The organism is Psychrosphaera sp. B3R10 (assembly GCF_018861025.1).
In the GTDB taxonomy this organism is placed as follows: domain Bacteria; phylum Pseudomonadota; class Gammaproteobacteria; order Enterobacterales; family Alteromonadaceae; genus Psychrosphaera; species Psychrosphaera algicola.
In genome coordinates, this window is the sequence record NZ_JAHKQH010000023.1 from 314,684 (window position 1) to 329,321 (window position 14,638).

The window sequence follows — 14,638 nt, forward strand, 5'->3', positions numbered from 1 at the left end:
GCTTAGGAGAAAATTTAGATGGCTAATTTAAAAGACATTCTAGTCCCAGATGTGGGCGGCGATGAAGTTGAAGTAATTGAACTTTGTGTTGCTGTAGGCGATGCAATTGTTGAAGAAGATTCGATTGTCGTTGTCGAAACAGACAAAGCGACAATGGACATCCCGGCACCATTTGCAGGGACGGTTAAAGAAATTAAAGTTGCAGAAGGCGATAAGGTTTCTGAAGGCGGTTTATTAATTACGGTTGAAGTAGGTGCGTCTGCTCCTGCAGAAACTGCAGCGCCAGTTGTTGAAGCGCCAGTGGCTGCGCCAGAAGCAGCTCCAACACCCGCTCCGGCGGTTGAAGCGGCACCAGTTGCTACAACAAGTGCAGTAATTGAAGTTGCTGTACCTGATATCGGCACTGACGACGAAGTTGAGATTATTGACTTGTTGGTTGCTGTTGGTGATTCTGTTTCAAAAGAAGATGGATTAATCACTCTTGAAACAGACAAAGCAACAATGGACGTGCCTTGCCCTGAAGACGGTGTTGTTAAAGAAATTAAAGTTGCTGTTGGCGGTAAAGTCACCCAAGGGTCACTTGTGTTGTTACTAGAAACAAGTTCTGCGGCTGCGCCTGTTGCTGCGGCACCTACACAATCAGCAGCGCCAGTTGCGGCACCTGCTCCGGTTGAAGCAGCTCCTGCACCAGTTGCTCAAGTTGCTGCTGTTGCAGAAGCGAAAGACGTAGAAGTTCCGGATATTGGTACTGACGAAGAAGTTGACGTTATCGACATACTTGTTGCCGTAGGCGACGAAGTTGAAGCTGAGCAAGGGTTAATTACACTTGAGACAGATAAAGCGACAATGGATGTACCTGCACCATTTGCGGGTATCGTTAAAGAACTAAAAGTCGCCAATGGTGACAAAGTTTCTCAAGGCAAGTTGATTGCCGTTATTGAAACTAAAAGTGCGACACCTGCTCCAGTAGCAGCGGCAGCGCCAGCAACGAGTGCTCCGGCACCAGCTGCGCCAGCGAAAAAAGCACCACCTGTTGCCCTAGCGCATCCATCACAAGCTGGTGGCTCTGCTTCAGGTAAACAAATTCACGCGACGCCTTCGGTACGTCGTTTAGCAAGTGAATTTGGTGTGGATTTAACGAAAGTTACAGGCTCTGGTCGTAAAGGTCGTATTTTAGCCGACGATGTAAAATCGTATGTTAAATACGAATTGTCACGTCCAAAAGCAACTGCAGCGTCAAGTGTTGCTGCCGGCAACGGTGGATTACAAGTGCTTGCACAGCCTAAAGTTGATTTCTCTAAATTTGGAGAAGTTGAAGAGAAGCCACTAACACGTATCCAAAAGATTTCAGGTCCTAACTTACATCGTAACTGGGTAACTATCCCACACGTTACACAGTTTGACGAAGCTGATATCACCGAAGTCGAAGCGTTCCGTAAAGAACAAAACGCGCTGTTACAAAAACAGAAATCTGATCTTAAGATCACGCCACTTGTCTTTATTATGAAAGCATGTGCTTCTGCATTACTAGCGTACCCACAATTTAATTCTTCTTTAAGTTTAGACGGCGAAAGCATTGTTCTTAAGAAGTATGTTCATATTGGTATTGCTGTAGATACACCAAACGGCCTAGTTGTTCCGGTTGTTCGTGATGTTGATAAAAAAGGCGTTAACGAAATTTCACGTGAATTAATGGAAATCTCTAATAAAGCACGTAATGGCAAGTTAACGGCGAAAGATATGCAAGGTGGTTGTTTCACTATATCTTCACTAGGTGGCATCGGCGGTACGGCATTTACGCCAATCGTTAATTCACCAGAAGTGGGTATTTTAGGTGTTTCTAAATCTGAAATTAAGCCAAAGTGGAATGGTTCTGATTTTGTACCTAAACTAATGTTGCCTTTATCACTATCTTACGACCACCGTGTTATTGACGGCGCGTTAGCAGCACGCTTTACAGTGCACATCAGTCAAGTAATGACAGATATCCGCAAGTTAGTGTTATAAAACAACAAGAAAGTCCTGCGTGTGCAGGACTTTTTTAAATCGGAGTGCTAAACTCCGAAAAAATTTGATTTGGAGATTGAAAGTTTTCAAGTCGTTTTTCTGTAATTAGAATAATGAATTCGGAAAGGTATGTACCTTTCTTATTACCCTACCAGCAAATAGAGGTTAATAATGAGTAACGATATCAAAACCCAAGTAGTGGTTCTTGGTGCAGGTCCAGGCGGATATTCAGCGGCATTTCGTGCTGCCGATTTAGGTTTAGACGTAACTTTAGTTGAAGCACGCAGCACACTTGGTGGTGTTTGTCTTAACGTAGGTTGTATCCCTTCAAAAGCGTTATTGCACGTGGCTAAAGTCATCGACGATGCAAAAGATATGGCGTCTCATGGTGTTACTTTTGGCGCACCTGAAATTGATCTAGATAAGATCCGCTCATGGAAAGATAGCGTTGTTTCTCAATTAACTGGCGGTTTAGACGGTATGTCTAAAATGCGTAAAGTTAAAGTGGTTAATGGTTACGGTAAATTTACTGGTAGCAACACTTTAGCGGTTAACGGTGCTGACGGCGTGACAAACATTACGTTTGATAATGCAATCATCGCAGCAGGTTCTGAACCTGTTAACTTACCTTTCATCCCAGAAGATGACCGTGTAATCGATTCAACTGGCGCGTTAGAACTTAAAGACGTACCAGGCGAAATGTTAGTTCTTGGTGGTGGTATTATCGGTCTAGAAATGGGTACGGTATACGCGGCATTAGGTTCAAACGTTTCAGTTGTCGAATTTTTAGACCAACTTGTTCCTGCGGCTGATAAAGACGTTGTTCAAGTTTATTCTAAATACAATAAAGACCGCTTTAACATCATGTTATCAACTAAAGTTGTTGGCGTTGAAGCTAAAGATGACGGTTTATACGTAACGTTCGAAGGCAAAAAAGCGCCTGCTGAACCTGTACGTTATGACAAGATTTTGGTTGCTGTTGGTCGTAAACCAAACGGTAACTTATGTGATGCGACGAAAGCTGGTGTTGCTGTAGACGAACGTGGCTTTATTAACGTAGATAAGCAACTTCGCACAAACGTAAATCACATCTTTGCGATTGGTGACGTTGTAGGTCAACCTATGCTTGCTCACAAAGCCGTTCATGAAGCACATGTTGCAGCAGAAGTTATTTCTGGTAAGAAACATTTCTTTGAACCTCAAGCAATTCCTTCTATTGCGTATACCGATCCAGAAATGGCTTGGGTTGGCGTAACTGAAAAAGAAGCGAAAGAGCAAGGTTTGAACTACGAATCAGCTAAATTCCCTTGGGCGGCTTCAGGTCGTGCGATTGCTTCTGCAAGAACAGAAGGTTTCACTAAGCTTATCTTTGATAAAGACTCTCACCGCATCTTAGGTGGCGCGATTGTTGGTATCAATGCGGGTGAAATGCTAGGTGAAATTGGTTTAGCAATTGAAATGGGCGCAGACGCAGAAGACATCGCGTTAACTGTACATGCTCACCCTACGCTAAATGAATCTATCGGCTTAGCTGCTGAGATGTATGAAGGGTCAATTACTGACCTTCCTAATCCTAAAGCGAAAAAGAAAAAGTAGTTCTTTACTAACGCATCAGGATTTTCTAAGTTAGCTTCTGGCTAACCATATTTTAAAGGCCGCATATTGCGGCTTTTTTGTTTTCTAGGAACCTTCATTAATGCAGTTATTTCGACATCTTGTTGTTAGTTGTCTGGTTTTGTTCAGTTTTATCTTTAGTTTTCAAACCAAAGCAAACGAAGCTGAAGCACTCTTTTCAAATTACAGTCCAGCGCTTGTGCAGATTAAATGTATCAATATTGAATCTGGTCAGAAATCATCGATTGGTACTGGCTTTTTTATCTCTGAAAGTGGCCATATCGTGACTAATTACCACGTTATCTCTAATTTTATTCAATCCCCAGAGCAATATCGGCTGGAGTTATTGGACAACAACGAGCAGACCCATATTGTTGATGTCGTCGATATCGATGTTATTAATGATCTTGCTATTTTAGACGCGAAACAGCCTTGGCCTGTTCATTTTCCGCTTGCTTCTGAGCCGCCAACAAAAGGACAGGAAATCTATTCACTTGGTAATCCGCATGACTTAGGCATGATAGTGGTTCCGGGCACATACAATGGTATTAAATCAAAAAGTTTCTATAAGCGGATCCATTTTACGGGGTCAATAAACTCTGGTATGTCAGGCGGACCTACGGTTGATGAATTTGGTAATGTAGTCGGCATTAACGTTGCGTCAGCAGGTAATCAAATTGGTTTTCTTGTACCAGTGGACAGACTTTTCAATTTAAGAGAGCAGGCATTAGAGACGTTAGACGTCAAAAAGGAAGAGGCGTTTTTTGTCGAACGGATCACCAAGCAGCTTACAGAGAACCAAAGTGCATTGTTCCAAGATTTAATTCAATCTGAATGGCCATTGTACAGTTTAGGGCAGGCAAAAGTCCCAAATGAACTCAGCGACTTTATGCCTTGTTGGGGTGACTCAAATCAAGATAAAGAAAAAGAATTGTATACGGCAGCCTCGACAAATTGTGCTTTAAACGAACGGATTTATTTAAGCAGTGATATGACGACGGGTCATGCGCAAATGGGATTCAGTTGGATCCACTCTGATAAGTTAAATGAGTTGCAATTAGCTACTTTATTTACGCAAACATTGAATCGACAATACAGCCGAAATAACGCTGGCCAAGATGATGTGACCGATTTTTATTGCCAAGAAGCACTTATTAATAACACACTTAAAACAACGTCTAAGGGCATTAGCTGTGTTAGGGCTTATCGAAAATACCCAGGCTTGTATGACGTAAGATTCCATTCTTTATTACTCGATAAAAATGACCAAACGTTAGTGGGTCGTTATGTACTGCAGGGTGTTAGTGAAACTACAGCGCAGTCCTTTTTCACTAAATTTGTTGAGAGTATTTCATGGAATTAATGATTGAAGTTGTTACCCGAAACAACAAGGTTCTGGCGTTACATAAAGTCCAAGGTGAAACTATTCGCATTGGTCGAGCATATGACAACGATCTGGTATTACAAGAAGAGCATGTGTGCCCGTATCACGCGGAACTCAAACTATCCGAAGACGGCAGTTTACTGTTAGTCGACAGTGGCTCGGTAAATGGCATAAAAGATAAACATAATAAACAACTTAAACCTGTCGAAATGGTAACGTCAGGGGATGTTTTTGTTTTTGGCAAAGTATTTATTCGAGTTTTATTACCATTACATTCTGTTGCGCCCGCTAAAAAGATTAACGTAATAGAAGACATAGCACGAGCAGCCAATCATTGGTATTGGTCTTTGTTAGCCATTGCGATTTACTTTTTGATTTTGTTGGTCGACAAATATTACGAAACCTACCAAGAAGTTATTTGGAGCAAACTCACCGTTACCGCCATTTTCAGCGTGCTAGCGTTGTTTATATTTCCCTTGTTGGTATCCATTGCAGCGCGTGTATTTAAAAAGGACGTCAAGTTTTTCACTATTGTGACCTTTTGCTATCTGCTTGCTATTTGCTGGTTGGTTCTCGCTGCTATTGGCTCAGTTCTTTTATTTAACTGGGGTGACAACGTTAGTATTTATATTGGTGCTGAGCTCATCGATTATGCCCTATTAATGATATTTTTAGGCGGCAGTTTTTATCTAGCGAGCAACATGAGCCTGCAACGTATTGCTGGCGTTTCAACTGTACTTGTTCTGGCTATTGCATCATTGTCTTATATCAATGATAAAGGCGACGATAAGGTTAAATTATTCCCAACAATGAATAGTAAGGTCTTGCCATCGAAGTGGTTGCTTGCCTCTCCAGAATCGGCGGATAGTATTTTAGTTGAGACACAGAGCTTGTATGAAAAGGCGACATTAGAAGCCAAACGCAGAAACGCGGAAGCCGATAAATAATGTTGAAACCAATGTGTAATGGGGTTGAGCACATTAATTCAGTCCAAGTGTTAAGAACCGCACAATTAAAGTTGTCGACACGCGAATTTAAAGCCCGCGGGGCTTCGTTAAAACGTTGCTCAGCCTGTTTGCTGGGTGAGTCAAAATGCATTTGCGGTAGCGAACCGATTCCGGGTGAAATAGGCGTTTGCATGTTGATGTATCATGCTGAGTATTTTAAACCGTCAAATACAGGGCAACTCATTTGTGATCTGGTCACCGATAACTTCGCGTTTCGTTGGGAGCGTACAGAATGCGATCCTAAGTTAATTGAATTATTAGACGATCCTAAATGGTTTCCCGTGATTATCTTCCCTCACGATAATGTTGAAACAAGCCGACAACTGTCTGAATTGCCGAATCTAGAGGCGAGAAAAGGTCGACGGCCATTATTTGTATTTTTGGATGGCACATGGCGTCAGGCTAAAAAGATGTTTATCAAATCACCTTATTTGCAACATCTGCCTGTTTTACAATTAAATGACGCCTCACGAGGTGATTATCAATTGCGTGAGGCCTACCATGATCATCATCTAAGTACGGTTGAAGTTGCTATTGCACTGTTTAAGGAAAATGAAGAGGTGGAATTGGGTGAGCGATTAGAGGCATTATTTCAACGTTTCAGAAGTGGATATCAACACTTCAAACGCTAAATAGATCGCGTAATTCTATAATTTTCAACTACTTTAATTGTAGGGATTTAGTGTTCTCAGTATCAAATTATTTACATGATGGACTTAATTGGCGGCCTGAGGGCACATAGAAATTTACGTTACCCTTTAATAATCGCTGTAGTTCTACTATTCTAAAATTCAACATTATTGCCCTTTCGAAAAAACTAAAAACTAAAAACTAAAAACTAAAAACTAAAAAATAACAGTTGGAATAAACACTATGAAATTTTTATTGAATATTGGAGTAATGTTTCTACTCCTTTTATCAGGGCAATCTATTGCCAAATCAGATCAGATCCCCGTTGAAGATTTTTTCAAAAACCCAGAATTCTCAGGACTTCAACTATCCCCTAATGGTAAATATGTCGCTGTTTTATCACCAGTGAACACGCGCCGAAATATTGTAATTATGGAAACCAACAATCTTACTAAAGTTAAGCCAATCACTGGTTTCAAAGAGCAAGATGTGGGCAGCTTCTTTTGGGCTAATGATCAAGATATTGTTTTTACGTTAGATAGCGATGGTAATGAAGCGTTTAGTATTTACACAATTAACACGACAAAAAGAAAACCAAAAGTCGTTAAGTTGGTCGGTGCAATCGTTGATTCGTCAGGGATTCGTTCTGCTGCAACTGTGCATACCTTGCCAGACGATCCAGACCACATAATTGTCCAATATAATGGTCGTCGCGTAGTATCCCCAGATTTATACAAAGTTCCACTAGATAGTAAATGGAGCGAACGTGGTGAGCGTAACGGCAAGATGGATATGATTGCTCGAAACCCAGGTGATGTGCAAAGTTGGATCTTAGACCATAATGGTGCAGTTCGCGGTGCGTATTCGATTAAGGGCCTCACAGGAAAGTTCTTATACAAAGAAGCCAACGAAGAAGAGTTTCGAGTAATCAAAGAGTTTAACGTTGATGATGAAAATATCACGCCGCTAGGTTTTGCGTTCGACAATAAGACAATGTACGTTTCGTCTAATGTTGGCCGAGATAAGGGCGCTCTATATACCTACGATCCAGTCAAAGATAAATTAGGTGAACTGATTTTTGCTCACGACGAAGTTGACGTTGCAGGCTTAATGATGTCGCGTAAGCAGAAAAAGCTGTTAGGTGTGAGTTATTTTTACGAGTACCCAGAAGTGGCTTATTTCGATAAAGATTTTGCAACTTTAATGACGTCTTTAGAAGGTGCATTCAAGGGTAAACGTGTTGCAATTACTAGCATGTCTGAAGATGAAAAACTGAATATTGTTTATGTATCCAATGACAACGATCCTGGTGTTTATTATTTATTTAATAAAGGAAACAACAGCCTAAAACCATTGGTTCCAACTATGCAGTGGTTAGATCCAGAAAAAATGTCATCAATGAAACCGATTAAATTCACGAGTCGTGATGGCTTAACAATTCACGGTTATTTAACAATACCTAAAGGGGCCAAAGGTAAAGTACCACTGATTGTTAATCCACATGGCGGTCCTTATGGTATTCGAGACTTTTGGGGTTTTAATCCTGAGCACCAATTTTTTGCCAGTCGCGGTTATGCAACGGTACAAGTTAATTTCCGTGGTTCAGGCGGTTATGGTTTAGCATTTCAAAAAGCCGGCTATGGCGGTAAGTGGGGGGCAGAAATGCAAAATGACCTTACAGATGCGGTAAATTATCTTGTTAAAGAGGGCATTGCTGATCCAGATAAAGTTTGTATTTATGGTGCCAGTTATGGTGGCTATGCAACGATGGCAGGATTAACCTTCACGCCTGATGTTTATAAATGTGGGATCAACTATGTTGGTGTAACAGACGTAGCGTTATTATTTGAATCAATGCCAAAGCATTGGGAACCACAAAAAGAGCTAATGAAAACTCGAATTGGTGATCCTGATGACGAAGCATTAATGAAACGTATGTCACCACTTGCGCATGTTGATAAAATCAAAGCGCCTTTAATGATTGTCCAAGGGGCGAGAGATCCACGTGTTGTTAAAAAACATGCGACTGACTTGCGTGATGCTCTTGAAGACCGTGGAATCGAGCTTAGTGACGATGAATGGATCATGAAGAAGAATGAAGGTCATGGCTTCAGAAAAGAAGAAAACCGCTTAGAGCTCTATACTAAAATAGAAAAGTTCTTAGAAAAGCACTTAAAGTAACTTTTAGTTAAAAGTCTTTATGAAAAAAGCCTTACTTTTGTAAGGCTTTTTTGTATCTTTTTAACTCTGCTTTCATCCTTAAAGCTCAATGAAGGCTAGGGTGGTTAATAAATGGTCAAATTAGACATTCTTATTTGTAAGGTTTTGTTACATCCATTGACAACACTGTGTTAATCATTAATCTGATTGCGAATATTGAAATTTTGAATTGCGCTATATTCAATCACATAATTCAGTATAAAAATAAAAACAGGTTTTAGCCTACAATTCCGGAACAACACAATGAAAAAACTTAATGTAATCGCTGCGAGCGTTGCACTTGCTGTGGGGGCACTGTCATTGACAGCATGCTCTCCTAAAAGTGAAACAAATAGTCAAGTTCAAGCCGAGCAAGTTGCTGAAAAACAACTCGTTTCGGGCATTGACCTTAAAAATATCGATGACTCTGCATCCCCAACTGAAGATTTTTATATCTACACAAACGGTAAATGGCTTCAAGAAACAAAGATCCCTGCGGATAAGTCAAACTACGGTTCATTTACAAAGCTTTATGATGACGCCCAAGAAAATTTAAAAGCGATTATAGAGAAAGCTTCTAAAGCTAAAAACGCTAAAGTGGGTTCTGATGAGCAGAAACTGGGCGATTTTTATAATTCATATATGGATGAAGCACAGTCAGAGAAGTTAGGAATGCAGCCATTAAATGCATTAATGGCTGAAATTGACGGCTTATCCAACCATACTGATTTAGCCGCTATGATGGGAAAATTATATGGTTTGGGTGTAACTGGCCCTCTTGGTTTTTACGTAAACAACGACGCTAAAAAATCTGATCAATATGCTGTATACCTATTCCAATCAGGCTTAGGTCTTCCTGACCGTGATTATTATTCTAAAGATGATAAAAAATCTGAAGACAATCGTATTGCGTATGTCACTTATTTAACTGACATGTTAAAAATGGCGGGCATAGCCGATCCTAAAGGCGCAGCTAGCCGCATTATGGCATTAGAAACTGATTTAGCCGCTAAACAATGGTCACGTGTTGAATCTCGAGATGCAAACAAACGTTACAATAAATATAGCACTGAAGAATTTGCGTCTTACATGGGGACATTCCCATGGGCGGCCTATGCTAAAGAAACCAAATTGGCTGATGTAAAAGAAGTTATCGCTTCTCAAAATACATACATGAAAGCGTTTGGTGAAATGTTTACTAAGGTTGAAGTTGGAACTTGGAAAGAATATTTCAAGATGAAACTACTTGGCGAATATTCTGACTATTTATCAAAAGACTTCGCAGACCGTAGTTTTGAGTTTTATGGTACAAAACTTAAAGGTATCGAAGAGCAACGTCCACGTTGGAAAAAGGCAGTTTCTGGTGTAGATACTGTACTTGGCGAACTTTTGGGTCGTTTATACGTTAAAGAACACTTTAAACCAGAAGCTAAAAGGCGCATGGAACAATTAGTTCAAAACGTGATTAAAGGCTTTGAAGTTGGCATAAAAGATTTAGAGTGGATGAGTGAAGAAACTAAGGTTTCTGCATTAGAGAAGCTATCTAAATTTACCCCTAAGATTGGTTACCCAGATAAATGGACTGATTACTCTGCATTAGAAATTAAAGCTGGTGATTTGGTCGGCAACTACATGCGTTTCAATCAATGGCAATTAACTCGTAATATTGAAAAGCTAGGTAAGCCTATCGATCGTAGCGAATGGCACATGACGCCACAAACCGTTAATGCCTATTACAATCCTGTAATGAACGAGATTGTCTTCCCTGCGGCCATTTTACAACCACCTTTCTTCAACTTAGATGCTGAAGATGCTGTTAACTATGGCGGTATTGGTGCTGTAATCGGGCATGAAATTGGCCATGGTTTTGATGACCAAGGTGCTAAGTACGATGGCGATGGCAACTTAAGAAACTGGTGGACAGAATCCGACCAAGCGCAATTTAAAAAGCGCGGTGAAAAGTTCTCTGCACAATACAGTGCATTTGAAGTGTTTGAAGGTGAGTTTGTAAATGGCGATTTAACTTTAGGCGAAAACATTGGCGACTTAGGTGGTTTAACTATCGCATATAAAGCGTACCAGTTATCTCTAAATGGCAAAAAATCACCTGTGTTAGACGGCTTTACTGGCGAGCAACGTGTATTCTTAGGTTGGGGTCAAGTATGGCGTCGTCTATATCGCGATGAAGCATTAAGCGAACGTCTAGTAACTGACCCACATTCACCGAGTCGTTATAGAGTAAATGGTATTGTTCAAAACATGCCTGAGTTTTATAAAGCGTTTGACGTTAAAGAAGGTGATGGACATTACCTTACCGAAGAAGAACGTGTAAAAATTTGGTAATTTAAAGCATCTTTATGCATTAAACTGTTAGTGCGTTTTTAATGCATAACATTATGACTTTAAATACTATATTTAAATTGAAGGCCTCACATTATTGAGGCCTTTTTGTTGCCTGTTTATCAAGTGTTTTGAAACTAAAATGTAAACTTACGAACAAAGGTCGCAAATCGAGGTTTGCCACTATTGGTATATCCAGAGTACCGATAAGTGACTTGAGTCCCTATTTCAGGCGGTTCCGCTCGCTCTTTGTCTGAAAACCCCGAGCCTATCTTAAAAACGTGGCCAGTTTTATTTTTGACAACGATTGCGCCTAACATCCCTGCATACTTGCCCTTACCCTCTACGTGTTTTAATACGGTTGCTTCTTCGTCTAGATACGGCTTTAATTTTAATAGGCGGTCTGTTCGGCCGTGATAGTAATAGCTGTTTGCAACATTAAGCATGACACCTTCACCGCCACCAGCGACAATTTGTTTGAATATAGTTTGCACTTCCGTTTCGGTTTCCACTTTTAGTTGTTTAACTTGCCGCACCCAGGGTAAATTGATGTCCGCCAATAAATGAGCTAACTGGTTTTGTCGAAATTCAAAAGGTAGATGTGATTCAGGTACATCAAATACCATAAACCGCACATGTTGCCATTCGGATTCGTCAGCGTGTTTTTTTCTAACAGTGGAAGAAACTTGTTCAAACTGTCCTCTGGATATCCATAATTCGCCGTCTAAGGCTGTTTTTGGCAAGTTCTCGATAAACCATGGTGGGCAATGGATTTGGTTTCCTCTGCGTGTAAGGAGCGTTGTTCCATTCCAATACGCTCTGATCCCGTCGTACTTTTCGCTTAACCAATAACCTTGATGCTGAGCAAATAGATTTTTGATATCAGCAACTTTGGCTAACATTAAGTCTACGGGTTTTGGTTTTGCCCAGATATAAACCGGAAATAAAACTAAAACTGCAAAGCAACATACAAGTATAAAATTTTGCATAACACTGTCCTTAGTGACGTAAAATTTTATTTTAGCGACTTTGTTTGGTTGTGAAGGACAGTTTAAAGATCAGTTTTCGGGGAAAGCTGAGTTACAAGAAGTGAATTACTTCTAAAAAGGAGTAATAAAAATTAACGTCTTTAGAGAGAGCAGCGCATACAAATCAAATCCGACTTTGCTACGCCAATCTTTTAACATGTGGCGGATGTTTACCGCCACAACATCATGCCATCAAAGGTTTTTATCAAAATATCGAACGATAGTTTTGGCTAAATGAAGGCCTGTTTTTTTACCTCGAATGCTATGTTTGCTCCCTGGGTAGGTCATTACATCAAAAGGCTTACCTAAATCTTGTAAATGTTTAAACAGCTTTGTCGCATGCGTAAACAATACGTTGTCGTCGGCCATTCCATGATAAATCAGTAAATCGCCTTTTAGACCCTCGGCATATTTAAAGACATTGCTAACATCATAGTCTTTGCCATCTTTACCGGGATGTCCTGCATAACGTTCTGTGTAATGAGTATCATATAGTGTCCAGTCGGTTACTGGCGCACCTGAAACACCTACTTTAAATACATCACCGGCTTTAAACATGCTCATTATTGTCATATACCCGCCATAACTGTGGCCGTAAACACCAATGCGATTTGGGTCAACATAGTCGAGGGTTTTTAAGTATTCTACACCGGTTAACTGGTCTGTTAATTCAACTTCACCAAGATGTTGGTAGATTGGATCTTCAAATTTTTTGCCTCGGTTATAAGACCCGCGGTTATCCAGTTGAAAAACCACGTACCCTTTTTGCACTAAATGCTGGAGGATATAATTTCGTTTACTCCAACTATCAGTCACCAATTGTGCGTGTGGACCGCCGTACACATAATTAATTACAGGGCGCTTGCCAGTAAAACCTTTAGGCTCAAATATGCGGTAATGAAGTGTTTGCCCATCCTCAGCGGTTATCGTACCAAAACGAGGTTTAATCCAGTCATTCAAATAAGGTGTAAGTGGATGTGAAGCGTCGAGCTTATTTTGTTCCATCCAGGTTAATTGCTTTCCGTTTGCCTGGTGTAGGCTCACTTGAGGCGGTTGTGTCGTGGTTGAAAATGAGTCTAAGTAAACCGAAGCGTCTTCAGAGAATGTTACGTCATGTAAACCACTTCGCTGGGATACTTTTTTTATCTGCTGTGGTTTGTTTAAGTTAACAACATATAAGTGGCGTTCGATAGGAGTATCTTTTCGTCCCGTGAAATAGACATCGCCGTTGGCTTTGTCTACAGCAACTAGTTTATCGACGATCCAATCACCCTTAGTTAACTGCGCTTTTACGTTACCTTTTAGATCGATGTGATACAAATGTTGGAATCCGTCACGTTCTGAAGCCCAAACAAAACTGTCATCAAAATAATATAATGATTCGTGAAGGTTAATCCAAGTATCAGAAGTTTCAGTCACTACAGTCTTTTGAGACAATGTTTTAGCGTTAACAAAACGCAACTGTAACTCATGTTGACTGCGGTTTTGCCACTGGTAACTAAATGTAGCTGAGTTAGGTAACCATTTACCGCGAGTGATATAAATATCTTGTTCTTGACCTAAGTCAATCCAGCGGATCTGCGATTCGCTTTGTGTGATCTTCAGTAAACCCAGTTCGATTTTTACGTTTGGGGTTCCGGCAAACGGATATCGTTGGTCAAATAATTTAATCGAATCGGCGTAAATCTCGTTACGTGTTGCAACCTTAACCGGTGATGTATCGACTTTAGTTAACGCAATTTCAGATTCATCCGGTGCCCACCAGTAACCTGTCATTCGTTTCATTTCTTCTTGAGCAACAAACTCCGCCATGGCAAATTTAATGGTGTCTTTACCACTTGTGGTGAGTGCTTTGGTTTGTTTGGTTTTCAGGTTAATAATGTAGAGATTTTGGTTTTTAACATAAGATACAAAATTGCCTTTAGGTGAAAACTTTACGTCGGTGACAAATCCATCACCATTCGTAAGCTTCTCTGCTTTAGCTTTACCTAGCTGATAATAAAAAACATCGCCATTTAGTGGGAATAGCAAAGCGCTGCCGTCGGCTGACCAGGTATATTCTAAAATCCCCTTACCATAAATACGTTGGCGTTCACGTCGTGCTTTCTCTTCATCAGATAAGGACTCAGGCCCCGAGAACAAAGATTCGGAATCGACCAACATTGAACGCTTGCCTGTTGCGACATTGTATTCCCATAGATCATAACGATTATAGTCATCAGCTCGCGGTTGGATATAGGTGGCACGTTTACCATCAGGGGAGACCGTTAATTTACTTGGTGTTTTGCCAGCTAATGATGGGTCAGAATAAATTCGTTCAAGGGTTAATTCTTGGGCGATAATGTTGAATGTTTGAATAAGGATGAACAGTAATATAATCGTTAATTTTTTCATTTATGGGTTACACCAAATTATGACAAGAAGACAAA

General features: G+C 40.4%; 9 protein-coding genes. 7 read left to right on the plus strand and 2 right to left on the minus strand.

Annotated features, from left to right (window positions below; genetic code table 11):
• Window positions 1-18: 18 nt before the first annotated feature.
• From aceF to KO525_RS08750, 7 genes are all read left to right on the plus strand, one after another.
• Entirely contained in the window at window positions 19-2,007 is a 1,989-nt protein-coding gene (gene aceF / locus KO525_RS08720; protein ID WP_215963399.1) for a pyruvate dehydrogenase complex dihydrolipoyllysine-residue acetyltransferase, read from the plus strand.
• A gap of 171 nt (window positions 2,008-2,178) precedes the next feature.
• Window positions 2,179-3,603 (plus strand): dihydrolipoyl dehydrogenase, encoded by a 1,425-nt coding sequence (lpdA, locus tag KO525_RS08725; RefSeq protein WP_215963400.1) that lies wholly within the window; start codon window positions 2,179-2,181, stop codon window positions 3,601-3,603.
• A gap of 100 nt (window positions 3,604-3,703) precedes the next feature.
• Window positions 3,704-4,984 carry a serine protease gene (locus KO525_RS08730; RefSeq protein WP_215963401.1) on the plus strand — a complete coding sequence of 427 codons (1,281 nt, stop codon included), beginning with the start codon at window positions 3,704-3,706 and terminating at the stop codon, window positions 4,982-4,984.
• Window positions 4,975-5,952, plus strand: coding sequence for an FHA domain-containing protein (locus tag KO525_RS08735; RefSeq protein ID WP_215963402.1), 978 nt, complete (start codon window positions 4,975-4,977; stop codon window positions 5,950-5,952). Before KO525_RS08730 ends, KO525_RS08735 begins: the two co-directional genes overlap by 10 nt.
• Entirely contained in the window at window positions 5,952-6,644 is a 693-nt protein-coding gene (locus KO525_RS08740; RefSeq protein ID WP_252736726.1) for a tRNA-uridine aminocarboxypropyltransferase, read from the plus strand. The genes KO525_RS08735 and KO525_RS08740 overlap by 1 nt, the downstream gene beginning before the upstream one ends.
• Before the next feature lie 241 nt (window positions 6,645-6,885).
• Window positions 6,886-8,823, plus strand: coding sequence for a S9 family peptidase (locus KO525_RS08745; protein WP_215963403.1), 1,938 nt, complete (start codon window positions 6,886-6,888; stop codon window positions 8,821-8,823).
• Between the two features lie 282 nt (window positions 8,824-9,105).
• Complete coding sequence (locus KO525_RS08750; RefSeq protein WP_215963404.1) at window positions 9,106-11,184, plus strand: M13 family metallopeptidase; 2,079 nt, start codon at window positions 9,106-9,108, stop codon at window positions 11,182-11,184.
• 134 nt (window positions 11,185-11,318) lie between these two features.
• Here KO525_RS08750 and KO525_RS08755 read toward each other — a convergent pair whose 3' ends face one another.
• Both KO525_RS08755 and KO525_RS08760 read right to left on the minus strand, forming a co-directional pair.
• Window positions 11,319-12,170 (minus strand): DNA ligase, encoded by an 852-nt coding sequence (locus KO525_RS08755; RefSeq protein ID WP_215963405.1) that lies wholly within the window; start codon window positions 12,168-12,170, stop codon window positions 11,319-11,321.
• 231 nt (window positions 12,171-12,401) lie between these two features.
• Window positions 12,402-14,603, minus strand: a complete 2,202-nt coding sequence (locus tag KO525_RS08760) for a S9 family peptidase (RefSeq protein ID WP_215963406.1) — start codon at window positions 14,601-14,603, stop codon at window positions 12,402-12,404.
• Window positions 14,604-14,638 lie beyond the last annotated feature (35 nt).